28 protein-coding genes are annotated in these 22,398 nt (G+C 35.7%); 7 read left to right on the top strand and 21 right to left on the bottom strand.

Annotated features, from left to right (window positions below):
• Positions 1-12: 12 nt before the first annotated feature.
• Genes Q0R51_RS00885 through rsmG form a run of 5 tightly spaced genes read right to left on the bottom strand, consistent with a single transcriptional unit; the run spans position 13 to position 3,527 of the window.
• Positions 13-288 carry a DUF951 domain-containing protein gene (locus Q0R51_RS00885; RefSeq protein WP_046324238.1) on the bottom strand — a complete coding sequence of 92 codons (276 nt, stop codon included), beginning with the start codon at positions 286-288 and terminating at the stop codon, positions 13-15.
• The gene (locus Q0R51_RS00880) at positions 281-1,168 is read right to left on the bottom strand and encodes a ParB/RepB/Spo0J family partition protein (RefSeq protein WP_110445547.1); all 888 of its coding nucleotides are present in this window, start codon (positions 1,166-1,168) and stop codon (positions 281-283) included. Before Q0R51_RS00880 ends, Q0R51_RS00885 begins: the two co-directional genes overlap by 8 nt.
• A complete protein-coding gene (locus Q0R51_RS00875) occupies positions 1,146-1,925 on the bottom strand; it encodes a ParA family protein (RefSeq protein WP_110445546.1) in 780 nt (259 codons plus the stop codon). The genes Q0R51_RS00880 and Q0R51_RS00875 overlap by 23 nt, the downstream gene beginning before the upstream one ends.
• Positions 1,926-1,940: 15 nt before the next feature.
• Positions 1,941-2,789 (bottom strand): nucleoid occlusion protein, encoded by an 849-nt coding sequence (noc, locus tag Q0R51_RS00870; protein ID WP_198202303.1) that lies wholly within the window; start codon positions 2,787-2,789, stop codon positions 1,941-1,943.
• 15 nt (positions 2,790-2,804) lie between these two features.
• A complete protein-coding gene (rsmG, locus tag Q0R51_RS00865; RefSeq protein ID WP_294756028.1) occupies positions 2,805-3,527 on the bottom strand; it encodes a 16S rRNA (guanine(527)-N(7))-methyltransferase RsmG in 723 nt (240 codons plus the stop codon).
• Between the two features lie 157 nt (positions 3,528-3,684).
• On the opposite strand from rsmG, the gene Q0R51_RS00860 reads away from it, so the two are divergent.
• Both Q0R51_RS00860 and Q0R51_RS00855 read left to right on the top strand, forming a co-directional pair.
• A complete protein-coding gene (locus tag Q0R51_RS00860; RefSeq protein ID WP_110445543.1) occupies positions 3,685-4,221 on the top strand; it encodes a CvpA family protein in 537 nt (178 codons plus the stop codon).
• 228 nt (positions 4,222-4,449) lie between these two features.
• Positions 4,450-5,520, top strand: a complete 1,071-nt coding sequence (locus Q0R51_RS00855) for a C39 family peptidase (RefSeq protein WP_294756026.1) — start codon at positions 4,450-4,452, stop codon at positions 5,518-5,520.
• A gap of 61 nt (positions 5,521-5,581) precedes the next feature.
• Here the strand turns inward: Q0R51_RS00855 and Q0R51_RS00850 are convergent, their stop codons facing one another.
• The 11 genes from Q0R51_RS00850 to yaaA form a co-directional block, all read right to left on the bottom strand.
• Entirely contained in the window at positions 5,582-6,511 is a 930-nt protein-coding gene (locus tag Q0R51_RS00850) for an FAD:protein FMN transferase (protein WP_294756023.1), read from the bottom strand.
• Positions 6,512-6,521: 10 nt separating this feature from the next.
• Positions 6,522-7,313, bottom strand: coding sequence for a tyrosine-protein phosphatase (locus Q0R51_RS00845; RefSeq protein WP_294756020.1), 792 nt, complete (start codon positions 7,311-7,313; stop codon positions 6,522-6,524).
• Positions 7,314-7,395: 82 nt separating this feature from the next.
• Complete coding sequence (locus tag Q0R51_RS00840; RefSeq protein WP_046324230.1) at positions 7,396-7,944, bottom strand: NADPH-dependent FMN reductase; 549 nt, start codon at positions 7,942-7,944, stop codon at positions 7,396-7,398.
• An 11-nt stretch (positions 7,945-7,955) separates the two neighbouring features.
• Positions 7,956-8,495 carry an NADPH-dependent FMN reductase gene (locus Q0R51_RS00835; protein ID WP_046324229.1) on the bottom strand — a complete coding sequence of 180 codons (540 nt, stop codon included), beginning with the start codon at positions 8,493-8,495 and terminating at the stop codon, positions 7,956-7,958.
• Between the two features lie 155 nt (positions 8,496-8,650).
• The gene (locus Q0R51_RS00830) at positions 8,651-9,256 is read right to left on the bottom strand and encodes a TetR/AcrR family transcriptional regulator (RefSeq protein WP_122025605.1); all 606 of its coding nucleotides are present in this window, start codon (positions 9,254-9,256) and stop codon (positions 8,651-8,653) included.
• 105 nt (positions 9,257-9,361) lie between these two features.
• The gene (locus Q0R51_RS00825; protein WP_046324227.1) at positions 9,362-9,583 is read right to left on the bottom strand and encodes a hypothetical protein; all 222 of its coding nucleotides are present in this window, start codon (positions 9,581-9,583) and stop codon (positions 9,362-9,364) included.
• Positions 9,584-10,036: 453 nt separating this feature from the next.
• Complete coding sequence (locus Q0R51_RS00820; RefSeq protein WP_294756015.1) at positions 10,037-10,711, bottom strand: ABC transporter ATP-binding protein; 675 nt, start codon at positions 10,709-10,711, stop codon at positions 10,037-10,039.
• Between the two features lies 1 nt (position 10,712).
• A complete protein-coding gene (locus Q0R51_RS00815) occupies positions 10,713-11,774 on the bottom strand; it encodes an ABC transporter permease (RefSeq protein WP_294756012.1) in 1,062 nt (353 codons plus the stop codon).
• A complete protein-coding gene (locus Q0R51_RS00810) occupies positions 11,774-12,295 on the bottom strand; it encodes a TetR/AcrR family transcriptional regulator (protein WP_294756010.1) in 522 nt (173 codons plus the stop codon). The genes Q0R51_RS00815 and Q0R51_RS00810 overlap by 1 nt, the downstream gene beginning before the upstream one ends.
• 137 nt (positions 12,296-12,432) lie before the next feature.
• On the bottom strand, positions 12,433-13,038 hold the full coding sequence (locus Q0R51_RS00805) for a histidine phosphatase family protein (RefSeq protein WP_294756008.1): 606 nt from the start codon (positions 13,036-13,038) through the stop codon (positions 12,433-12,435).
• 50 nt (positions 13,039-13,088) lie between these two features.
• Positions 13,089-13,856 carry a peroxide stress protein YaaA gene (gene yaaA, locus Q0R51_RS00800; RefSeq protein ID WP_294756005.1) on the bottom strand — a complete coding sequence of 256 codons (768 nt, stop codon included), beginning with the start codon at positions 13,854-13,856 and terminating at the stop codon, positions 13,089-13,091.
• A gap of 56 nt (positions 13,857-13,912) precedes the next feature.
• Between yaaA and Q0R51_RS00795 the strand changes: the two genes are divergently transcribed.
• Entirely contained in the window at positions 13,913-14,593 is a 681-nt protein-coding gene (locus tag Q0R51_RS00795) for a hypothetical protein (RefSeq protein WP_294756003.1), read from the top strand.
• Positions 14,594-14,660: 67 nt separating this feature from the next.
• Here Q0R51_RS00795 and Q0R51_RS00790 read toward each other — a convergent pair whose 3' ends face one another.
• Genes Q0R51_RS00790 through Q0R51_RS00770 form a run of 5 tightly spaced genes read right to left on the bottom strand, consistent with a single transcriptional unit; the run spans position 14,661 to position 17,710 of the window.
• The gene (locus Q0R51_RS00790) at positions 14,661-14,957 is read right to left on the bottom strand and encodes a DUF202 domain-containing protein (protein WP_294756001.1); all 297 of its coding nucleotides are present in this window, start codon (positions 14,955-14,957) and stop codon (positions 14,661-14,663) included.
• Positions 14,958-14,976: 19 nt separating this feature from the next.
• Positions 14,977-15,819 carry a PTS system mannose/fructose/sorbose family transporter subunit IID gene (locus Q0R51_RS00785; protein ID WP_294755999.1) on the bottom strand — a complete coding sequence of 281 codons (843 nt, stop codon included), beginning with the start codon at positions 15,817-15,819 and terminating at the stop codon, positions 14,977-14,979.
• A 2-nt stretch (positions 15,820-15,821) separates the two neighbouring features.
• A complete protein-coding gene (locus Q0R51_RS00780; protein ID WP_294755997.1) occupies positions 15,822-16,688 on the bottom strand; it encodes a PTS sugar transporter subunit IIC in 867 nt (288 codons plus the stop codon).
• A gap of 60 nt (positions 16,689-16,748) precedes the next feature.
• The gene (locus tag Q0R51_RS00775) at positions 16,749-17,252 is read right to left on the bottom strand and encodes a PTS sugar transporter subunit IIB (RefSeq protein WP_294755993.1); all 504 of its coding nucleotides are present in this window, start codon (positions 17,250-17,252) and stop codon (positions 16,749-16,751) included.
• Between the two features lie 17 nt (positions 17,253-17,269).
• Complete coding sequence (locus tag Q0R51_RS00770) at positions 17,270-17,710, bottom strand: PTS sugar transporter subunit IIA (protein ID WP_294755991.1); 441 nt, start codon at positions 17,708-17,710, stop codon at positions 17,270-17,272.
• 197 nt (positions 17,711-17,907) lie between these two features.
• On the opposite strand from Q0R51_RS00770, the gene Q0R51_RS00765 reads away from it, so the two are divergent.
• The 4 genes from Q0R51_RS00765 to Q0R51_RS00750 are packed head-to-tail and all read left to right on the top strand — an operon-like array spanning position 17,908 to position 22,213.
• Positions 17,908-18,921, top strand: a complete 1,014-nt coding sequence (locus tag Q0R51_RS00765; protein ID WP_294755989.1) for a sugar ABC transporter substrate-binding protein — start codon at positions 17,908-17,910, stop codon at positions 18,919-18,921.
• Complete coding sequence (locus tag Q0R51_RS00760; RefSeq protein ID WP_367178599.1) at positions 18,921-20,249, top strand: sensor histidine kinase; 1,329 nt, start codon at positions 18,921-18,923, stop codon at positions 20,247-20,249. Before Q0R51_RS00765 ends, Q0R51_RS00760 begins: the two co-directional genes overlap by 1 nt.
• Complete coding sequence (locus Q0R51_RS00755; protein ID WP_294755986.1) at positions 20,242-20,931, top strand: response regulator transcription factor; 690 nt, start codon at positions 20,242-20,244, stop codon at positions 20,929-20,931. The genes Q0R51_RS00760 and Q0R51_RS00755 overlap by 8 nt, the downstream gene beginning before the upstream one ends.
• Positions 20,915-22,213 (top strand): ABC transporter substrate-binding protein, encoded by a 1,299-nt coding sequence (locus Q0R51_RS00750; RefSeq protein ID WP_294755985.1) that lies wholly within the window; start codon positions 20,915-20,917, stop codon positions 22,211-22,213. The genes Q0R51_RS00755 and Q0R51_RS00750 overlap by 17 nt, the downstream gene beginning before the upstream one ends.
• The last annotated feature ends 185 nt before the right edge of the window (positions 22,214-22,398 follow it).

Genomic DNA, 22,398 nt, shown 5'->3' with positions numbered 1-22,398 from the left:
TCTTTAACAAAATCAGTTATTTTCTTGATTAATATCCGGCCGTGCTATTTCTTTTTTAGGCACATAAAGCGTATTTTTAATATTAACCGGATCATTAGCCTTAGTTAAAACTTTTTTTAAGTTATGCGCGAACTTTGAACGCGGCATCATTACGATATGGCCACACCCCATGCACTTTAACCTGATATCAGCTCCTAAACGCAGAACTTCCCAGTCATTAGTTTTACAAGCATGTGGTTTTTTCATCAATACCGTATCTGCCAAACCATAAGCAATTTCTTTATTCATCAAGGTCGACTCCCAGCACATCGAGTATTCTGTTCAGCTCTTCTGTTGAAGAGAAGCCAATTGACAAATGACCACTACCTTTTTTGCTGGCGGAAATATTAACAGTTGAACCCAGCTTATCAGCTAATTGATGTTCAGTAGCACGAATAAAGGGCGATTTGTGCACTGCTTTTTTGCGCGGCTTCTTAGAATTAAGGTTGGCTACCAGTGCCTCAACTTTGCGTACCGGCATCCCTTCCTTAACGACCTGCTTAGCTACTTCATCAATTTTGTCCTTATTCTTTAAGCCTAAAAGCGTTCTGGCTTGTCCCATTGACAGTTCACCGTGCTGTAACAAGTGCTTAGTTTTATTAGGAAGTGTCAGAAGACGCAAGTAATTAGCAATATAAGGACGGGACTTACCCATTCTTTTTGAAACTTCTTCTTGGGTCAAGCCCAGGTTTTTTTGCAACATTTCGTATGCCTGAGCTTCTTCAAGAGGCGTTAAGTCCTCACGTTGCAGATTCTCTAAAACGGCAACTTCCATCATCTGGCTTTCGCTAAAGTCACGGACAATGGCAGGTATAGTAGTCTTTTTTGCTAGTTTTGAAGCACGAAATCTGCGCTCACCAGCAATAATTTCATAGCCTTTCACCGACTTACGCACAATAATTGGCTGAAAAACACCATTTTCTTTAATCGAATCAGCCAATTCTTTAAGAGACTTGTCATCAAAGTTTTTACGTGGTTGATAAGGATTAGGTCTGATATCGCTTAAATTTAAATCCTGAATTTCTTCTTCATTATCTTCAATTTGCGGTTCGTCTTCAAACAAGGCTTCAATTCCCCGACCTAAACCACCATGTTTTTTAGTATCTTTATTTCTTGAGTTTCTTACCATGATTCTTTAACACCTCCTTAGCTAAATCATCATAAACTTCAGCACCACGTGAATTAGGAGCATATTCAGTAATTGCTTCTCCATAACTAGGTGCTTCAGCTAGCTTAGTAATTCTCGGAATAATAGTTTTATAAACCTTATCAGAAAAATAAGAACGTACTTCTTTTACTACTTCTGCACCTAAATTAGTCCGCGCATCCAGCATGGTCAGCAAAACGCCCTCAACACCTAAATCTTTATTAAAGTGTTTTTGCACTAAGCGGATGGTATTAAGCAGCTGACTAAGCCCCTCCATAGCATAGTACTCACTTTGAACGGGAATTAAAATTGAATCAGATGCCGTAAAAGCATTGATAGATAATTGTCCTAATGAAGGCGGACAATCAATAAAAATAAAATCATAATTGTCGCTAATTGAATCTAAAGCTGACTTCAAGCGTGTTTCTCTGGCCATCATACTGATTAGTTCTGTTTCGGCTCCAGACAAATTGATAGTCGCCGGAACTAAATCCAGCCGCTTAGTTGAAGTATGGAAAATCGTATCTTTAAGGGGAACATCATTAATCAAAACGCTGTAAATATCTTGATCAATAGCAGATTTTTCAATCCCCAGGCCAGAGGTCGCATTACCCTGCGGATCAATATCGACAATTAAGACTTGATAACCGCGTTCCGCAATCGAAGCCGCTAAATTTATAGTTGTTGTCGTTTTACCGACGCCACCTTTTTGGTTAGCAACTGAAATTACACTCACCATATTTTCCATGCCTTCCTACTTTCTTTTCAATTCAATCGTAATCATATAATCATCAGGATCATTATTTTCTTTGAACTTAACCTTGATGCCAGACTGTTGAGCAAGTTTAATTGCCTTTTTAATTGTATTAATTTGTACTTTTAAATCTTTAGGGATACGATTGGCTGCTCGTCTTGTTTGTTCTGCCTGCTCTTTTTCTTTATCCTTAACTTTTTTGCCTGCAAAATACTGCTCAACATTTTTAACGATTTTTTCGGTATCGCTAACATTCAGGTTATTTGCAAGTATTTCATCTAAGACACGGCCCTGATCTTTCTCACTTAGTCCCACCAAACAGCGACCATGACGTGGCGAAATTTCACCACTGGCCAAATAACTTTGTACCTTCGGTGTTAACTTTAAAAGGCGCAACTTGTTAGCAACATAAGATTGTGACTTGCCAATATTTTGGGCCAAGGTAGTTTGAGTCAAGTTATTTAGTTTCATAAGATTACTATAAGCCTGTGCTTCATCAATCGGATTTAAATCTTCCCTTTGCAGGTTTTCAATTAAAGCCAATGATGCAGCCTGGCTATCATCCATGTTATTAACTATTGCCGGTATTTTTGTCCAAGCGAGCTGCTTTGCAGCTCGCAGTCTGCGCTCACCAGCAATAATTTCATAATTGCCCTCTTTTTCACGTACAACAATTGGTTGCAATAACCCGTCTTTATCAAGGGTTGATGCCAATTCATGAATTGATTCTTCAGAAAACTGGTGCCGCGGCTGAAAAGAATTGGGTTTTATTTTACTTAGCTCAATATCCTGAATTTGTTTATTTTTAGGTATTTCTTCATGATGACGTAAAGAAGAAAATAATGACATTTTGAGTCCCCCTGTTTAATGAATTGGTTTGCGGTGCGGAGTTCCTGCCTGCCGCGGATACTTCTTAGGCGTAGCCTGTACTTTTTCTATCAGAACCAAAGTGCGCTCTTCGGTACTTCGAGGTAATTGTAATTCTTTAACTGCAATGACCTTACCACCTAAAACTTTTAAGGCTTTCTGAGCTGATTTCAGTTCGTCTTCAGCTTTTGGTCCCTTGAGAGCAATGAAATTGCCACTTTCTTTAATTAACGGCAAACAATACTCACTTAAAACGGCCATGTTAGCAACAGCACGGGCAGTCACAACATCAAATTGTTCACGATACTGTTTATTTTGCCCCACGTCTTCGGCACGGCCATGAACCAAGGTAACATTTTCTAAATTTAACTGGGTGATTAAGCTCTGTAAAAAATTCAACCGTTTGCCCAGAGAATCGATGATCGTAACCTTTAATTCAGGCAGCATAATCTTTAAAGGAATAGAAGGAAAACCGGCACCGGCACCAACATCACATAAAGTATCAGCCCCTTTTAATACTGAACCAAAGGTGAAAAGAGGTGTGATACTATCCCAAAAATGCTTTAGATAAACCTCATCTTTTTCTGTTATCCGCGTAAGATTAACTTTTTTATTAGTCTCAATCAGACTGGTAAAGTATTGGTTAAATTGGTTGATTTGTTTTTCATTTAATTTAAAATTACGTTTTGATAATTCTTGGACGAACTGTTCAGGATTCATTTTTCACCCGTGAAACCTTGTTTCACACCCTTTAAATTTAACGCTAAAATTGGCTTAATGTAAAGTCAATGCATCCCTTTAATTATGAAATATTTTTCGACTGTCGTCAAAGTCTAAACGCATAAATTAAGCTATAATATCGTCAAAGGAGATAAATATGATTGTTACTTTAATTGTACTGGCTTATTTGACACTAAAAACCTACAAAGGATTTCAAACGGGCTTCACTAGATTAATTATTAATCTGATATTTGCTGCCATTGTCTTCATTACAGCTATTCTGTTTCAAAATCCTGTTGGCAATTGGCTCTACAGTCAGATTACCGGGCAAAATATTCAAACCACTTTAACTCCTGGAACCAACTTAATGCTCTTTCGTTTTTTGGCATTTTTTATCATTGTCTTTTTTGGCAAAATGGTTGTTAAGATTTTTAAAGGCTGGGTACCTAATAAAAATCCCCATGCAACTAACTTTGGCAATTTACTAGATAGCGTTTTGGGTGCTGTCGTATCTTTTTTTGCCAGTTATTTCTTCGTTTACATTATCCTGTCAATGCTTAATGCTCTGCAAAATCCGTGGTTTATCCAGCAAACTTTAGATTCATCATTTATTCGTTTCATCATTTATAACACACCTGGCTTATCCAACGGGTTGTTCAACAGTATCTTTAGTATCAGTAGAACTGCTGCCTAAATTAAATAAAATAGTCATCAGCGTTTAAACTTGTTAGTTTAGACGCTGTTTTTGTTTATCAATTAGCAAAAGTTTACTTCGATCTTTAACTAAAATAATTTGAGTAATTATGTTATATACACTTCTACTAATAATAGAAATCCACATAATTTTTTGTCATATATTTGCCATTTGTTGTAGTAAACTTGTTATGAAGGTATTTTGAATAAGAAAAATTAGGAGGATAAATTGAAAAGTAAATTAACCTTAAAGAAAATTGCAACTATTTCTGCAGCTGTTATTCTTGCAGCACCTGTTTTCAGTAACAATCTGACCAAAACAGTTAGCGCAGAAACAGAATCTCAAAATAAGCAATTAAAGCAGGACCATAATCAAGTAAATAAAGAGTCTGAGACACAAAAGTCGCAAGAAGACCAAAAGACAGACAAAGAAACAGGTAAAACCGAAACCAATGTCCCGGCTGCCGCGACTCAGAATAAAAAGCCTGCTAATGCCACTGCCAAAAAAGTCAAAACTTTCAAAGTAGCAATTGTTAAAAAGAATTATGGTATTTATCTTGATAATTTTACCAAGAAGAAAGCAGCCAAGAATTATTTTCACCAAACATTTAATGTCAATAAAAAATTTATCCACAATGGCAAAACATACTATTGGCTTAACAAAAAGGGTATGAAGGCCATTGGCTACATTAATAAAAAAGCTGTAGCTACTCCTAAGCAAGCTAAAACAATTGAAAAGACGCCATATGTCAGTCAATATGTTCCTGTTAAAACCCCGTGGGGCTGTGCAGGAGCCTCAATTGCGATGCTGTTAGGTTCTCAGGGACAGAAAATTACCACTAGTTTGCTTACAAAAATTCAAAATAATTTACCAATGCAACCAGTTAAAGGCGGACAAAAGGGGAATGTTTATACTGGCGTCGGTTTTGGCTACGTAATTAGCCCAGGTGCCCTAGCTAAATATGCCCGGACTTTTAAAAAGGGCAAAAAAATTATTAATATTTCCAGTAAAAAACTAACTGTTGATGATCTTAAAATGTATATTCAGGCTGGCAAGCCAGTGTTATACTATGGCTTTTCTTCATATCAAAAAGCTGGCGATTACAAGCGCAATCACTGCAAAGTTATCACCGGCTACAAGAAAGACAAGTTCTTGGTTTATGATCCCCTTTATTACTCCAAGTTTGATAAAGCGGGTACTGGTGGCAAGAACATGAATTATGATCATGGTGCAATTGCCTGGGTACCAAAGAGTGCTATTCAAGCAGAATTTTGCCATAAAGCTCTCTCGTTAAAATAATATACTTACCTTACAAATATTTAAATTGTAATTAAAAAAGTGCCTTAGAGGCACTTTTTTATTACTTTTGAAAGTTATCATACTCAACGTGTTCATCGTTATAAACAAAAACTGCTCCAATGCGGTCAGGATCATCATGCCAACCAGCAACCGGCTTACCTGCAAAAAACAATCTCTTACATTCGATTTCAGCTTCAACTGAATACTTGGTAAAAGTAGTCACGCCGGCTAAATCAGTTTCAACCGGATAACCAGTTCGCGGATCAATCAAATGGTGATATTTATGACCGTCAACTTCTAAATAACGTTCATAAGTTCCGCTGGTAACTGCAGAACATTCTGGTACCATCACCGAAGCAATATTATTGCCACGAGGCTCTTTGGGATCCTGTACTCCTACTGACCACTGACCACTAGTCCTTTTAGGTGAGTCGCCAACAAGTAAAATGTTACCACCCAGATTAATAATTCCGGCATGAACTCCGTAAGCCCGCCAGTAATCTTTGATACGATCGGCAATCCAGCCTTTAGCAATACCGCCTAAGTCTAATTCCATGCCCTCTTTTTGCAAAAAAATAGTTTGATCAGTATCGTCTAGGTCAACTTTAAACGGATCAATTAGTGCCATTCTTTCCTTAATTTGCTCAGCAGTAGGAACGTGAGCGTTTTTAAAACCAATTGCCCATAACTTAACAACCGGGCCTATCAGAGCATTGAAGCCAAAATTTTCCCGACTTTTTTCTACCGCCAATTTAACTAAATCATAGGTACCGCTTGAAACTTGAACGGGGTGCTTACCTGCAGCATGATTAACATCCATTACTTCTGATTCATCACGATTAACTGTCAATAAGTCTTCATAATGGTCGATCAAAGCAAAGGAATCATTAATCACGCTTTTATCACGAGCACCAAAAACCTGTAAAGTGATTGCTGTACCTAGGGCATGATGCTGTCCTACTTCTTGTTCTAAAGCCAAATTTTTAATCATTATTTTATCCCTAATTTTCCAAATAGTTCTTTCTTATTTTCTCTTGCATTTGCTGGTCAATTCCTAATTGCTTATTAATATAGGAATCAATCCCACCAAAATCTTCATTGATGGTAATCAAGCTGGTATCAAAATACGCGTTGGCAACTGAACCTAAAATACGCATGTTGGCCCGAAATTTATCATTTTCACCGGCCTTTTTAAATCGGGCATCGCGAACTTTACGGTAATCGTTGAGCATTATATTGGAATAAAGGTAATCTTGGCGAATTGTTTCTAAATCCACGCCTAAAATATAAAGCAGTATTACTGTGACTAATCCCGTCCTGTCCTTACCTTCTGAACAATGATATAAAACTGCGCCATCAGTCGTAGCAGCAATTAAACTGACAATTTGATGAATATTATTCTGAGAAAATTGATTACTGATATGATCATGATATCTTTGACACATCATATAAAAACCAGCATATTGATCCTTGCGGTATTGCTCAAATTCCCTGCTCATATCCAAACCTTTACCACCGGTATTATCATCTGCCGATAAGGGAAATTCATAATGGGCAACGCCCTGAATGCTTTTATCAGAATTAGCTTTACATTCTGCCGGAGAGCGCAAATCAATAATTTTAGTCAGACCATAATTAAGTAAAAACTGTTCATCTTCTGGCGTTATTTTACTTATGTTACCAGTGCGTAGTAAGCGATGAAACTTAATCTGATGTCCGTTAAAGCCAATATAGCCACCCAAATCACGCGGATTACGAACAGATTTTACAGGTAAAATGACAGGTTCAGTCATGCCAACTTCCTTTCAAAAAAATAACCGGATAGGATACCCCTATCCGGTTATTTTACTCTCTGCCAGTTAATCTAGCAAAAGTTTATTTATGTGCTTGCTCAACAAACTTAAAGAAGTTGTCCATCATACCATCTAATTGCTTGATGGTTGCTTCATCAGTCAATTCACCAGTTTCTTTGTTGAATTTATCTGGAGCTTGACCAATTAAAACTTCATTGCCTGGTAAAACATTTGCACTCATATCAGGTGAAAGCAAAATTTCACGCATATCTTCTTGGGCACGGCCAGTACCTTGTGAACCATATGATGCACCAGCAATAGCAACGGGTTTCATCTTCATAACGTTAGGACCAGCGTGTGAACCTAACCATTCAAGACTGCTCTTTAAAGCAGCAGGAATTGTATGATCATATTCTGGAGTAGTAATTACAATACCATCAGCACTCTTAACGTCTTCGATCCAAGCCTTGATAGTATCATCAGCCATTTCTGTTCTGCAGAAAGGTGTCAATTTGTCGACTTCTTTAACTTCAATATCTGCTTTATCACTATAATGCTTGGCAATAAATTGTGCTAAAAAGCGATTATATGAAAAGGGTGCATTTGTACCAACAATTGCTAATATTTTCATTCTCAGCCCTCCTATTTAGTTACTTGTGCGTACCAACTATCAACTTCATCGAAAAAGTGATCTAAGAATTTAACGGTTTCTTCATCTTTCAAGTCACCATTATCATCAAATTGAGTTGGTGCAACACCCATCATGAATTCATCACCATTGAAGACCTTAGCCCCAAAACCAGGTGCTAAAAACAGACTCTTCAAACGACTTTGTGAACGAGAAGCACCTTGTGGCATTGGTGAAGTTGAAACAATAGCAACTGGCTTACCCTTAAATGGGTGAGTTACACAAGATAGCCACTCAAGCGCGCTACTTAAAGCACTGGTAACAGAGTGTTGTTGTTCAGGAGAACCGATTAATACCAAGTCGGCATCTTCAATTTCTTTACTTAAGGCTTGAACTGCTTCTGGGGCATCTTCACCTTCTTTAAACATTGGCAACCCTTTAACTGTTGTCAGCTTAAAATCATACCTGTCGGCAAAACGCTTAGAAATAAATTTAAGCAATGCCTCATTAAATGAATTTTTGGCATTTGAGCCAGATAATGCAAGGATTTTCATAAAAACCACCTTTCAGGAAACTAATTTCATTGTTAATTATAGCATATCCGTATCTTTTTAACATGTTCCTGATTTCAGATAGCTTTAATAATTTAATACTTTCGTATAGCTTATCCTGCTTACACTATGTAAGTAGTAAAAACTATTTCGGGGCTTTAATTGTATTTTTCCTCTGTCTTAAACAGAGAAACATTACTTTTCTTGCTAAGCCAGTCGTTTAAAATTGCATCATTAATTTGTGCCTTTAAAACGTTGATAATTTGTGTTTGAGAAAAAGTCGCAATTTTATTAACTATTAATGAAGCAATTCCACAAGTAGTTATCCAGTTAGCAATAATAATACTTCTGATTTTTTCTGCAGAATACTTACTATCCGGATATTGCTCTTTAAATTTCTCAGTTCCAAAATCTATTAAAGTATCAGCGATTATTTCATTGCCACACTTACCTTCAACAAACATTGCTTTAAAGAGGTTCTCTTGTTCTTGGGCAAAATCAATATACGATAAATCCATGTCAATCAATGGTTCAGCAATATAGCTTTTCTGTAAAATTTTATTCTTTAAGTTGTCTGCAATTTTACGCAAAACCTCTTGGCGTAAATCGTCCATACTATCGAATTCAAGATACAAAGGCTGAGTAGAAAAATGGCCAGCCTTAGCAATGCTGCGGGCCGTTAAGCTTTCAACTCCATCCTTAACAACCATTTTATAAGCAATATTTAAGATCTTACTTTTTCCTATTTCTTTTTTTCTAGCCATTTTGATTTTTTCCTTGATTAACTTTAAACGTATTTTTTAGACCAGCTTCTAGAACTGGTATTGCCACAGGTGAAATATATTTAAGCACACAAATGTAATGAGCAGTTAATCCTCATTATTCAAAAACTCATCATAGTAAGTTGAAACCATATCACTTAATTCTTCTTTACTTAAGCCTTGAGCTGCACAAAATGAAAAGAAAGCAGCTGATAGAATATAGCCACGTTCAGAATCATCTGTTAGATTATCTGAAAAAGCCATATTAATGCTATGGTTCTGGTAGTCAGTTGTTAATTCAATAGATTTGTCTTCGGGAATATCGTTCATCATTGTACCTCTAGATAAAAAGCTTTATTTAGCAAAAATTTAGTATTACACTATTAAGCTATAGACAAAAATCCTGCCAAATAAAAACATGAAATAAAATATTTTAGTCAGTTTAACGTAGAATCCATCTCTCAATCAATTCTTCAAACAGCTTAAAAATTAATAATTTTATTTTTAATTACTTCTGTTATTTTTATTAAAAATAACATCTTTTTTACTATCATTAAGAATAGTAAATTTAAAAGTACTTTGTCAAGGACAAAGTACTTTTTTCTAACACAAAAGAATAAAGGATTTTTCTAACTTTTAATAAGCGATTTCAATTAATAACAATAATTAGAACTAGTTAAAAAAATTACAAACAAAAAATTACTATTGATAAAACAGTTTAGTTGCTTTGACATTTTTTAAAAAAACATTGCTAATAGTTATTTTATTCTTGAAAATTAGCAATTAATTCTTTTGCCTGATTTTTCCGTCCATCATTTCATAAATATGATCTGCGTATTGTTCTAGCCGCGGATCATGTGTGACCAGCAAGACGGCTTTGTGATAATCTTTGGCTAATTTTTTGAACAATTGCCCTACTTCAGCCACATTCTCACTGTCAAGAGAAGCGGTAGGCTCATCGGCCAGCAAAATTTGCGGGTTAGCATAAAGAGCACGGGCAATAGCTGCGCGTTGCTGTTGCCCACCTGAAAGTTCATTAGGATACTTATTAATTAAAGAATTAATTCCCAGCTGCTTGAGTAATTCTTGCAATTTGGCAGCACTGATATTGCCCTCTTTTTTTATTTTATTAACTAATTCAAATTGCTCTTTAATTTTTAGAAACGGTACTAAATTATAAGCCTGCAATACAAAACCAAGTTGTGTTAGTCGTAAACGGTCACTTTCTCTAGTAGAAATATGCGCAATGTCCTGACCGCCAACAATAACTTTGCCCGCAGTCGGTTTTTGCAAAGAGCCGGCAATTGTTAAAAAGGTGCTTTTACCAGCTCCTGACGGGCCCATAATTAATACAACTTCACCTAGGTTTGCCTTAAAATTAACATTTTTTAGTGCGACGACTTGTGCCGCCCCTGTACCATAAATTTTTTGAACATTTTTTAATTCAATAATTGCCATGTTATTCACCTATCGCCTGTGCTGGATCTACTTTTAATATTGATCTGACTGGAATTAAGCTGCCGATAATTGCAGTTACCAATAAGCCGATTGTTCCGGTCAAAATAATTTGGGGTGTAAAACTAATCGGAACAGCGGGCGGTAAAACCTTGACTGTTATCATTGTGGCTATCAATCCGACAATTAAACCTGCAAGTACTAATATCAATGCCTGACTAATAGTTGCTTTAACTAATGTACTGCTGGGAATCCCCTGTGCACGCATAACCGCATAGTTATGCAGTTTCTGCATTGTTAAAATATAGAGAAAAACTGCAATTATAATTAATGAAATAACATATAGAAAACCAATCATTAATTCAAAAGTCATATTTTGGGCAGTGTACCCCGGGAGTTTTTTAATAAACTGGTTAATGGGGTAGGTCTTACAGTTCTGATAATTATAGTTATAATCTGGATTACGAGACACTATTGCCGCAGCTCGCAAAGTTGGCATTCCTTGGCGTAATTTTTTCCAAGACTGCAGCGTGCCATAAATAATTGGGGCAATATTGATTTTGGCATTTTTAACAAAACCAACAATGCGGTACTTTTTAGTAGATCCGTTTAGCGCTAATTTATCGCCTAACTGGTAACCCTTAGCTTTAAACGCCTGATCGACAGTTACTTCATAATTCTTTTTTGCTTTTCTACCTGCAATCAGTTCCTGATCATGATAAATAAACTGCTCCTTTTTAATTCCGATGAACTGCGCTGAAATTTGTGGTCGCTTTGAGTTTTTGACTACTACCGGAATTTGTCCAACTAGGGCTTCATCTTTAGTTAATGCGTCCTTTTTTAAGTCACTTTTTGTTAAAATCGACTGACTCATACTGACATTAGCATTTTTGTTTAAAACTACTTTCTGTGCATTCCAAGATTCTAGTGCCTGGGTATTTTCACTGGCCAAACCTGTTGCCAGTGCTGACAAAATAAATATTAGATAGCTAATCAAAAAGATCATTAAAATAATTAAGCCGTAACGAAGTTTTTCTCTTTTTATTTCTTTAATTGCTAAAAACATTAATTTTTCCCTCTGTTTAACAATTCCAAACTTGCCTTCAAGCGCTTCATAATAGCTGCTTTTTGTTCTGGATTCTCAAGAACCATCCTAATAGCTGCATGACTAAGTACCATAGCACTCCAATTTTGCGGATCTAATGCGGACAGTATTTTTGCCGGAAAATGATGATCAAATGTATTCTCGTTATACAAAATATGCATTTTAATTAATCCTGCATATGTACTTTCTTTTGTTTCTTCTAGGAAATGAGTTACATTATCGTAATACTGCTGGGCTTGAAATTGCGGCAATATTTTCACTGGTGAATGAACAGTTTTTAGAGCTAAATCATATATATAGTGATAAGCATCATTTAAATCCGTAAAATACTTATAAAAAGCGCCACGCGCAATCCCAGTCGCCTTAACTATTCGCGCTACCTGTGCTTTTGCCAAAGGATATTGACTGAATTCTTTCAGTAATGCACTTTCAATTTTTTGCTTTTTATCTAGTGGCAAGTTAATAAAAGTTGCCTTAGCCATATTCTGATTCATCTCCTCTTCTTCTCGGTGACACTGTGTCACTTAAAAAGAATAATTCACTGACGATTAATCGTCAATTATAATGCTCAATTAATTGCCGCCATCAAAAAAGACCTCTTATTGAGGTCTATTGCTTTTTATTCTAGTGTCAAAATGCGATTATAGTAGTTTACTCGCGGAATGCCACCACGATAAGAAACTTTCGCTAACGCACAATTGTCCATAGTTTCAAAAAAGTTCATATCACCTTGCGTAAAATAATGAGCAAACATCATTCTGATAAGAGTGCCGTGGCAAAATACCAAAATCTTTTTAGTTAAATAGTTCTTTTTCATATCAGCTAAAAAGCTGCCGCATCTTTCATCTAATGACGTAAATGATTCACCACTAGGTGCGTATTTGATGTAAGCAGCAGCTGCCTTACCCCAAGGATCAATTGCGTCAGGATATTTTTGTCCTAATTCGGAAAGAAATTCACCATCCCACTCGCCAAAATTAATTTCCGTTAACCTCTGATCAATTTTAATTTCTTTTTGTCCCTTGGTGAAAATTTTAGCGGTGGTCAAAGACCTCTTTAAGGGACTTGAAAAGACCACGTCAAAACCAGAAGGATCAAAATTAGCAGCGGCTCTTTCAGCACTTGCGCGGCCAACCTCATCCAAATCATGATCATAGACTGAGCCTTGAATTCGGCCAGTTTTATTTAAATCAGTTTGACCATGACGAACAAAAACAATTTCCATAATAACCTCACTTTTCCGTGTTGTAAATATTTACTTTTACTCTAAATTCTTCAGCGCCGCCTAAAATCATACTCTGTTCGAAATACATAAGTATTGTCGGTGCTGATATTTGGTACAAAATTAAAGCCAAAATCATGAAAGTCCTGCAATTGCTGCGGCTTACTCAATTGCTTTTCTGCAATATAACGCACCATTTCTCCACGTGCCATTTTGGCATGTACACCAACTGTCTTCCACTGACCATTTTTCTTTTCTTGAAAATCAATGCTAATCATTTGTCTGTTATTTGCTACAAAGGGCGTAATATTGCGCGAATATTCTTTTGAAGCTAAATTAATTAACACTTGATCTTCATTAAAAAGATTATCAGCGATTGTTGAACCCCAAAATTGGTATAAGTTGGGCTGACTAAATCCCCAAACTTTATTTTTCATTTCTAAACGGTAAGGCCATACTCCGTCAAAAGGCCGTAAAACACCATACAAGCCCGATAATATCCGAACATTATCTTGTAAATAAGATAGAGCAGGGGCAGTAAACAGGTCAGCAGCCATGTATTGATATTGAATACCGGAATATGAAATAACGGCTGGAGTTAGATTGTCCTTTTGCTGCAAATTAAGTTCCTTAATTTGTCTTTGACCTTCCTTGGTCGTGCGTTCACTTGACTGCCAGATTTTTTGCAATTCCTGATAGCTGCACTTTTTTAAAAAAGCAGCTAATGCTTGAGCTTGCGCTAAAAACTGCGGGTGCGACTTAGCAGGAAAAGATTCGCGGTCGACTATCATCTTCATCGCTGGTGAAATAATAATTTTCATCTTTGCCACCTTTTGGGTTAAACTTATTACTGATACTTACTAGAGGAGAAAAATTAATGAATCCTGATTTTGCCATCGTATTAAATTTTAAACTAAAAAATGCTAAAGGTGTAGACGCTGATTTTTTAGTAAAAACTGCACGCAATATTGGTGCTCGAGCTGTTGCTACGAATGCATTTAAAACTGACTTTGAGAAAGCCTGCAAAAAGTATACTATTGCTTTAGTCACTACTGAACCCATTCAAGCTAACTATGAATTATCTGCCGCGAATGTGGTAGAGCAACTAGTTTCGCAGCGCAAAGCAGGACAACAAGTAATAATTGCTGTTCCCGTCACAGATGACGGCAATTTATTGGCAGAAACTAAAGCACTGCTTACGCAAATCAATAACTGGATGCATCTTTTTGGTCATGCCTTTAATGAAGGCGAGCCGTGTAATCTTACTATCAGCAATGTTAATGAAGATAATGGCTTTGTATTGCAAAATAGACACATGCTCTATCAGAAGTATGTCTTCATCAAAACCCCTTTGCCTGAAATAATAAAAATTCACGGCTTGAGCAATGAACCCAACCGCGTTGAAATGATTGCCCAAAGAACTGAACTTGATTTCACTTTTGCTGATAACCAATTGACTATCAACTTAAAAAATGCACCTAAAAGTGATTTTACCTGGCAAGTGATCAGGATTCAAGGGCATCGGCCAGAAGATGATATTAAAGAAACAAAGTTTTAAAAATATTCTTTCAAACATAAAAATAGGGCTGAAGAATTTGCTTCTTCAGCCCTATTTGATTTGCTCTTTATTTATTTTTTAAATAGTTAATTTTCTTTTCGTAATCAGAAATTATCAGTTTAACGTTCTGCTTACCACGGTGCCTACCATAAGCAACAATAGCCGCGCAAAGCACACCAATTACTAGTAAAATCAGACCTATAATAAACAGCCAAGTGGTTTTGCCATAGAAATAATAGCATAAGACCAAGCCGATTGCGGCAATTGCCAATAAAGTCTGCAGCCAATACTGTAAATTTTGCAGCATCTTTTTTTGATAATTAACTTCATTTTGATAACCAGCAGTTATTTTCTTAAGGTCCATTATTACACCGTTTTTACTTCTAGTATTTAAGTCCTGGATTGAATACGCCGAGAACAACACCGACAAAAGCTACACCAATCAGAATGATCATTGTCCAGATAGCAGAAACATGCTTTTTGGACATTAACCACCAACAGAAAAGAGTAACGATTACTGTTAAGATACCGGGAAAGATACCATCTAACTGCTTTTGCAAATCAAGGAAAACGTGTCCGGTACTATCTTTAAGTTGTAAAGAAGTAGTGACGTTAACCCAGGTAGCCAGAACTCCACCAACAACCATACCACCAACAATGGAGATCGCACGTCTAACGGCTTTACCTTGCTTACCTACTAAAAAGCCGACAGCTTTATCTCCCAGTTTGTAACCACGAAAGTATAGGAAGCGTTGACCAAAGTATGCAATGAGATCCCAAACAATGATGTAAAAAATAGCACCAACTGGTGAACCGTTTCTTGACATACCCAAAGCGATACCAAGTAAAATCGGAATCAAAGTACCGTCAATTAGTGAGTCACCAATACCAGCTATTGGTCCCATCAAACCGGCACGCATGTCATTAATAGTTTGACCATCAATATTTTCACCGTTTGCACGAGCTTCTTCAAGACTGGCAGTAGCACCAATGATAACCGAACCTAACATTGGGTTGGTGTTGAAGAAAGCTGTATATGCCTTAATGTTATTAGTCTGTGTCTCATTATCATTAGGATATAATTCCTTGATAATTGGCAACATCGAACATAAATAGCCAAACGTCTGCATGTGCTCTTGTGAAAAACAGGTTAATGCACCCCAAAACCAGATATTAAAAGACTTACTCAGGGTCTTATGGCTAATTCTCTTTTTTTCTGCATCCATTTTTAGATGTCCTCCTCTTCTTCATCGTCACCAACGGCATCTTCATTTGATGAGGCGTAACTAGTACTTGTATTTCCTGAGCCCTTAGCCATTTCAATTTCATACATAATTACAGCAAATAATAATGAAATAACTGTCACAGCAACAAGGTTTAAGTGTAATGAAGCTGCTAAAGTAAAACCAACTAAAAATGGAATGAAATCAGTCGCTTTATTAATAATTTGGCGCAGCAAGATAGCAATACCAACACATGGCAGCATCGCACCAACAGTAAACAAAGTTTTCATTGGAATGCCATCCATTGGTAAAGCTGTTCTCAAAGCTGTTACAGCTTCTGCACCAAAATGTGTCATTAAAAGAGTAGGCAGGAACGAAAATACCAAATGAGATAACCAAGGCCAGCCAAAATCAACTCCGTAGAGGCGATTTAACTTACCTTTTTCAATATCTTTCCAGCCAAATGCCTGCCAAATCAGGTTCATGAATGCTACTGCATAAAATAGGACAGATCCGACTGTACCTACCAGAGTGGCAAGAGATTTCGCCATGTTTGCAGCTGCTGAACCCATCGGATTAAGTCCACGTGATGAAATAGCAACCATAGCCAGAGGAATACCAATATATGAAATTGCCCGCACATCAGCAGCAACCGTACCACCGGGTGTAACTAATGCGATGTAAACTAACTGGGTAGCAACTCCACAAGCAATTCCCAAAGGAAGATTGCCTAAAACAATACCACAGACCAATCCACCAACTAATGGTCGTCCAATAGTATAATTACCGACTGCTTGACCAGCCATACAGGAGTTTGAACATAAACACGCAAATACTCCCAAAATGGCGGCTTGTAACCAACTTATAGTCATTTTTTCTCCTTCTTCTTATTAAAATTATTAAGGTTAGATACTCGTTTGAGTAAATTTATCTCAATAACCGAATTTTCCTTTGAATTTATCCCAGTAGCCTAATTGCTTATCTGGTAACAGAGCAAAGTGAACCTTATATCCTTTTTGGCTAATTGCCTCAAAAGCATCACCTTCTTCTTGTGTAAAAGACTGATTACTGCCTAATTTAATTGCTCCCGGACGGTCATTACCTGGACCCACAACCAGCTCTTTTTGGTCACTTGGGACAAAATCAAGATCGACCAAAATGTGCTTCATATCTTGTGGATTCTTGGTAATCAAAAAGTACCGCGTTTTGGAATTCAATACTTTATTCTTAACATCATTAAAATGATTCATTGTCCATATAAAAGTTTTCTTACCCTGATCTTCACCCGCAGATTTATATGCGGATTTTAAGATAGGATTGGTAGCTGCCTTGTCATTTACAGCTATAATCCCGTCACAAGGACGTTCTTTTGCCCAGCGCGTAGTAATTAAACCATGAATTATCCGGTCATCGACTCTAATCAATGAAACAGTCATTGTTTTTCCTCCTAGATTTAAATATCATCTTCGCTATCAACTGAATTTTGGGGAATTTCATATTGTTTTATTGCTTTTTCACCTTCACTTAAAGCTGACTTAACCAATTCTTCTTTAGTCATTGTGCCTAAGGAGATTAGTGCGGTAAGTGCCATTGAGAAGTTCATTCCGCCGATTACTACAGAATTTTCCAAATAACCTTGCTCAGAAAATACATTTAAAAAAGTAGTTAACGGACTGCCACCTATGATATCGGCAATAATGACGAATTCATCTTCTTTTTTGAACTCCTCTTTTTGCAAAAAGGCAATAACTTTCTTAGTAAAGTCTTCTGCAGAATCACCATTATGAAGACCTAATGCAAAGCAATGCTTAATAGCATCTCCAGCAAACATCTCCAATGAAGTTTTTACTCCCTCAGCGAATTCCCCATGAGAAACTAAAATTAAATATTTCAATGCCTCATTCCTCTCTTTCCTAACATATGTTAAAAGTAGCACAAGCACTGTTTATGCTAACAGTGCTAAATGTCATTAAATAGGGTGTGACAATTGTCACTATTTAAAAGCGCTTTCCTAAATATAGTTGAATGAAACAGTCTTTTCAGCAATAATTACTATTAAGTAATAAATTTTCAATATAATGAGATGATGACATGAATTTATCCAAGCAAAAAAAGCAGCATAATTTAAAATTCCACCACAAAACAAGAATCCTGCTCTTGAGTGAATTGGTTTTTGCTGCTTTTTTTATATCAATAGTGTATGTAACATTTATTGCATATCCCAGTCAGAATGATCAGGTAAAAATTGGTTCTACTTATATGACTATGAATAATAGCTTTTTCCCCGTTTTAAATGAACAAATCGCTAATTACGTTGAAGACCACCATGACCGCCTTTATAATAGGGACCCAGCACTAATTGTGAATAAACAGGTTGAAGAGCTTCATGCATTCATCCGTCAAGGTGTTGATGCCATTATTATAAATCCGGTTGATGGCAACAGTATGAAAATTCAAAATGCACTTCGTTTAGCAAAGAAAAGGGGAATTAAAATTATTGTAGTCGACTCACAGATGAAATCAGCTCGTTATGCCGACTGTACCATTCTTTCAGATAATTATCGTGCTGGTCAACTATGTGCTCAGCATCTGTTAAGACATAAAAGATCCGCACAAATTTTGCTTTTGGAACACTATTCAGCTTATTCAGCAAATAATCGCATAAAAGGATTTACTGATACAATTAAAAACTCTTCCCAATCCCAAAATTTTCATATTGTTGACAAAATTAACACTTATGGTCAATCGGAAATAACTTTTCCATTAGTAGAACGAGCGCTTAAGAAAGGTCCTAAATTTAACACAATTATGGCTTTAAATGATCAGGCGGCTGTTGGCGCCTTAGCTGCAATTGATGAAGTAAAATTGAAACGGCAAATAGATGTATATAGCGTAGATGGTTCAGAAAACATGAAAAAGCTTTTAGGCGTTAATCACAATGCTATTGCCACTTCGGCTCAAACACCTTTGAATATGGGTAAAACTGCCGTCAAAATTGCTTATAAACTAATCGCTGGTAAAAAAGTCCCGAAAAAAATAATTTTGCCAGTTTATTTAATTACAAACAAAAATATTAATCACTATAACGTGCTAGGGTGGCAATGATGCCTAAGTTTAAAGTCTTGATATTTTTACGCAGAACTATGTTATGGCTTAATTTCTTCGCCATTTTATTTAATGCTACATTATTTATTTACGCCACAAATTATGTCATTAAAACTTCACAGTCTTACCAGTTTTTGGAGTCGTTACATCATATTCCAGACTCACCTCAAACTATTTTTTGGGAAAGTATCGTTAGTTTTTCTGTTTTAGCAATTATCATGTCTTTTCATCATTATTATTACGCCTTTAAGCAGGACACAAAATTAAATAACATTATCATTTTCGTAGAATTTATTGTGGCAATTTTCGTTTTCTTATCTCTGCGACTAACATATAATGGTATCTTTTTATTGATTTTTGTAGATTTTATTATTAGTAACCGTAATCAATATGACTTTCGTGACTATTTAGTCTGGGTAGTGGTAGTGGTATTTTTACTTTTTTTACTTGTAATCACAGACTATTCAATTCTTAGCCATTTTATAACCTTACCAGATTTAACAATATACTTAAATTTCTTACCCATCAATATCGGGCCAAAATTATTAGTTTGGAAAAACTTTATTACCATTTTTAATTTAACCCTATTCATTTTAATTCTAATTTATTTTGCTATTTACCAGTTAAACCAAGAAAATGATATTCAAAATAAATTGGCTTTAGCTTCCAAAGCCAACTATGAATTAAAAAATTACGCTGCTTTGTCAGAATATATCGCGAAAGATCGTGAAAGAAAACGCATTGCACGTGATATACATGATTCTGTAGGTCACGCACTCACAGGTATCGCTGCTGGAATTGATGCTACTTTAGTTTTAATTGATATTAATAAAGAAGAAGCCAAAAAGCAGTTAGAGAAAATTCAAATTGCTGTTAAGCAAGGAATTAAAGATGTGCGTAAAGCACTAAATCGTATTCGTCCGGGAGCATTAAATCGTTACACCTTACAAGAGTCCTTAAAAAAAATGCTGAAAGAGTATTCAGACATTTCTCGTATTAAAATCGACTTTTCTTATCATTGGGGATCTGCAGACTTTGAAAAGACGACTGAGGACGTGGTTTTTCGCATTATTGAAGAATCAATTACTAATTCACTCAGACACGGGCATGCAAGTCAAGTTTCTATTGTATGTACTGTGCCCAATAAAAATACTTATCAAATGGTAATCAAAGACAACGGCACAGGAGCCAAAAAGATTGTACCAGGCTATGGTATTACGCAAATGAAAGAAAGGGTGGCAATTATCAATGGCAAAATCAGTTTTGACGGACATGATGGTTTTAAAATAGTAGTTGATATTCCAGCAGAGGGTGATACATATGATTAAAATTATGATAGCCGACGACCAGCAATTAATAAGAGATTCATTAAAGATTATTCTTGAGGCTAATAAGGACTTTTCTGTTACAGATACTGTTGCAAATGGACAAGAAGTATTAGAAAGCATTAGAAAGAAAAAACCCGATATTATTTTAATGGATGTACGGATGCCAGTCATGGATGGAACAGTTTGCACAAAATATGTTAAAGAAAAGTATCCAAATATTAAGGTAATAATTTTAACTACTTTTGATGACGATGATTTTATTTTTAGCGCTTTAAAATATGGTGCTTCAGGCTATTTATTAAAAGGTGCATCAACAAAGGAGCTCTATAATGCGATCAAAACAGTATATCAAGGTGGCGCAATGATAAACCCTGATATTACCGAGAAAGTTTTTCGTCTTTTTTCAAAAATGGCACAAGCCAATTACGCTATTCAAGTTAACGATAAAGACACGCAGAATTTTTCTCAACATGAATGGTTGGTAATTCAGCAAGTTGGTTTTGGACTTTCTAATAAAGAGATTGCAGCCAAATTGTTTTTATCAGAAGGAACTGTTCGTAACTACATTTCAAAAATTTTAGATAAATTACAGTTAAGAGATCGTACACAATTGGCGATTTGGGCTGTTCAAACTGGAGTTACAAGCGAAAATATTAAGGACGATAATGAAACACAGAAATAAAATTATTACATTTATTTGTTTAGTTACCCTAATTGTTTTGGGAATTTTCTATTGGCACCATCATTTGCAGCAAAACGAGAAAACCTTAACAATCGGACTTTATACCAGTAGCAGTTGGAATGTACCCAATGGCCATCAATATAAAGTAATCGATTATGCAATTCGTAAATTTAAACAAGAACATCCTGAAATCAAAATCAAGTATGAAAGTGGCATTCAACAGGATGATTACCGTAACTGGTTAAGTGAAAAAATCATTGAGAATAAAACTCCAGATCTCATTATCGTTCCTAACAGAGATTTTAATGCTTTGGCCAATGAGGGTACATTTAAAGATTTATCTTCCTTTATGTCACAAGATAATATTAAGCCCTCAACGTTTTATGCTAGTGCACTTAAGGCAGGACAATATGGCAATCAACAACTTGCATTGCCTTATGAAGCTAATCCAACTTTAATGGTAATGAATAAGACATTGCTGGAAAAATTTAAAATGAGTACACCTAGTTATAATTGGACACCACAAAAGTTTTATAAACTATGTCGTAAAATTACTTATTCAAACACTAAAAAGAAATATTATGGTGTAACTATGAATTATAATTGGCAAGATGCTCAATACGCCTATGGAGCAAAATTATTTAATACAAATGATGGTAAAGTTGAGCTAACATCTGATCGTTCCAGACGCGCTTTTACGCTAATTGAAAATATTGTTAATGACCAGTCTACTTTTAATGTTACTTCGCAATTGTTCGATAAAGGTCGGGTAGCTTTTATGCCATTGGGGCTTGCCCAGTATCGTACTTATACTTCTTATCCTTTCCATATTACCCGGAATAATAAGTTTTTATGGGAATGCACCAAAATGCCTAGTATCAAAGGAATTAAAGCAACGCCAATTGAGACCACAATGTTTGCTATTTCGAGTAAAGCTAAAAATACAAAAGGAGCTTGGGAATTTATGAAATTACTCTGCACTAATAAAACCGTGCAAAAAGAAGTAATGAAGACTAATATGGGATGCTCTGTTTTACCTGCTGTTGTAAACAATAGAAAAACTCAAAAAATTCTGGACGAGAAAGTAATTAACTTTCATAACCTAACCATTAAAAAGCTCGACTTAATAATGAAAGATGGTACAATCCTACCAAAATTTAAAGATTACAATGACAAGTCTGAAAAATTAGATTACAAAATACAAAATGCATTAAAAGCTGGTAATTTAGAGACTCAGTTGTTTAACATTCAATTACAAGTCAATCAAAGTGAAACAAATTAATTGTTATAAAAAAATACACCTTTAAGATTTAAAAGTGCATTTTAACCTCCCTATCTTTGTTTTTTCTGTCCTTTTTCTTATTTAAATATTCTAATACTTGCTCAATATTTTATTTTTTTATCCTCCGGCATATTCTGATTATTTAGAATTTCAATTGCATGCTGCAGCAATGAATAAATTTGTTT

Source organism: uncultured Lactobacillus sp. (assembly GCF_946477725.1).
Taxonomy (GTDB): domain Bacteria; phylum Bacillota; class Bacilli; order Lactobacillales; family Lactobacillaceae; genus Lactobacillus.
Note: the sequence above shows the minus strand (reverse complement) of the source record. Positions and strands in the feature narration are given on the sequence as shown.

Coding starts and splice junctions, on each gene's coding strand:
- Q0R51_RS00885 (WP_046324238.1), bottom strand. CDS start 288: ATGAATAAAGAAATTGCTTATGGTTTGGCAGATACGGTATTGATGAAA.
- Q0R51_RS00880 (WP_110445547.1), bottom strand. CDS start 1,168: ATGGTAAGAAACTCAAGAAATAAAGATACTAAAAAACATGGTGGTTTA.
- Q0R51_RS00875 (WP_110445546.1), bottom strand. CDS start 1,925: ATGGTGAGTGTAATTTCAGTTGCTAACCAAAAAGGTGGCGTCGGTAAA.
- noc (WP_198202303.1), bottom strand. CDS start 2,789: ATGTCATTATTTTCTTCTTTACGTCATCATGAAGAAATACCTAAAAAT.
- rsmG (WP_294756028.1), bottom strand. CDS start 3,527: ATGAATCCTGAACAGTTCGTCCAAGAATTATCAAAACGTAATTTTAAA.
- Q0R51_RS00860 (WP_110445543.1), top strand. CDS start 3,685: ATGATTGTTACTTTAATTGTACTGGCTTATTTGACACTAAAAACCTAC.
- Q0R51_RS00850 (WP_294756023.1), bottom strand. CDS start 6,511: ATGATTAAAAATTTGGCTTTAGAACAAGAAGTAGGACAGCATCATGCC.
- Q0R51_RS00845 (WP_294756020.1), bottom strand. CDS start 7,313: ATGACTGAACCTGTCATTTTACCTGTAAAATCTGTTCGTAATCCGCGT.
- Q0R51_RS00840 (WP_046324230.1), bottom strand. CDS start 7,944: ATGAAAATATTAGCAATTGTTGGTACAAATGCACCCTTTTCATATAAT.
- Q0R51_RS00835 (WP_046324229.1), bottom strand. CDS start 8,495: ATGAAAATCCTTGCATTATCTGGCTCAAATGCCAAAAATTCATTTAAT.
- Q0R51_RS00830 (WP_122025605.1), bottom strand. CDS start 9,256: ATGGCTAGAAAAAAAGAAATAGGAAAAAGTAAGATCTTAAATATTGCT.
- Q0R51_RS00825 (WP_046324227.1), bottom strand. CDS start 9,583: ATGAACGATATTCCCGAAGACAAATCTATTGAATTAACAACTGACTAC.
- Q0R51_RS00820 (WP_294756015.1), bottom strand. CDS start 10,711: ATGGCAATTATTGAATTAAAAAATGTTCAAAAAATTTATGGTACAGGG.
- Q0R51_RS00815 (WP_294756012.1), bottom strand. CDS start 11,774: ATGTTTTTAGCAATTAAAGAAATAAAAAGAGAAAAACTTCGTTACGGC.
- Q0R51_RS00810 (WP_294756010.1), bottom strand. CDS start 12,295: ATGGCTAAGGCAACTTTTATTAACTTGCCACTAGATAAAAAGCAAAAA.
- Q0R51_RS00805 (WP_294756008.1), bottom strand. CDS start 13,038: ATGGAAATTGTTTTTGTTCGTCATGGTCAAACTGATTTAAATAAAACT.
- yaaA (WP_294756005.1), bottom strand. CDS start 13,856: ATGAAAATTATTATTTCACCAGCGATGAAGATGATAGTCGACCGCGAA.
- Q0R51_RS00795 (WP_294756003.1), top strand. CDS start 13,913: ATGAATCCTGATTTTGCCATCGTATTAAATTTTAAACTAAAAAATGCT.
- Q0R51_RS00790 (WP_294756001.1), bottom strand. CDS start 14,957: ATGGACCTTAAGAAAATAACTGCTGGTTATCAAAATGAAGTTAATTAT.
- Q0R51_RS00785 (WP_294755999.1), bottom strand. CDS start 15,819: ATGGATGCAGAAAAAAAGAGAATTAGCCATAAGACCCTGAGTAAGTCT.
- Q0R51_RS00780 (WP_294755997.1), bottom strand. CDS start 16,688: ATGACTATAAGTTGGTTACAAGCCGCCATTTTGGGAGTATTTGCGTGT.
- Q0R51_RS00775 (WP_294755993.1), bottom strand. CDS start 17,252: ATGACTGTTTCATTGATTAGAGTCGATGACCGGATAATTCATGGTTTA.
- Q0R51_RS00765 (WP_294755989.1), top strand. CDS start 17,908: ATGAATTTATCCAAGCAAAAAAAGCAGCATAATTTAAAATTCCACCAC.
- Q0R51_RS00760 (WP_367178599.1), top strand. CDS start 18,921: ATGCCTAAGTTTAAAGTCTTGATATTTTTACGCAGAACTATGTTATGG.
- Q0R51_RS00755 (WP_294755986.1), top strand. CDS start 20,242: ATGATTAAAATTATGATAGCCGACGACCAGCAATTAATAAGAGATTCA.
- Q0R51_RS00750 (WP_294755985.1), top strand. CDS start 20,915: ATGAAACACAGAAATAAAATTATTACATTTATTTGTTTAGTTACCCTA.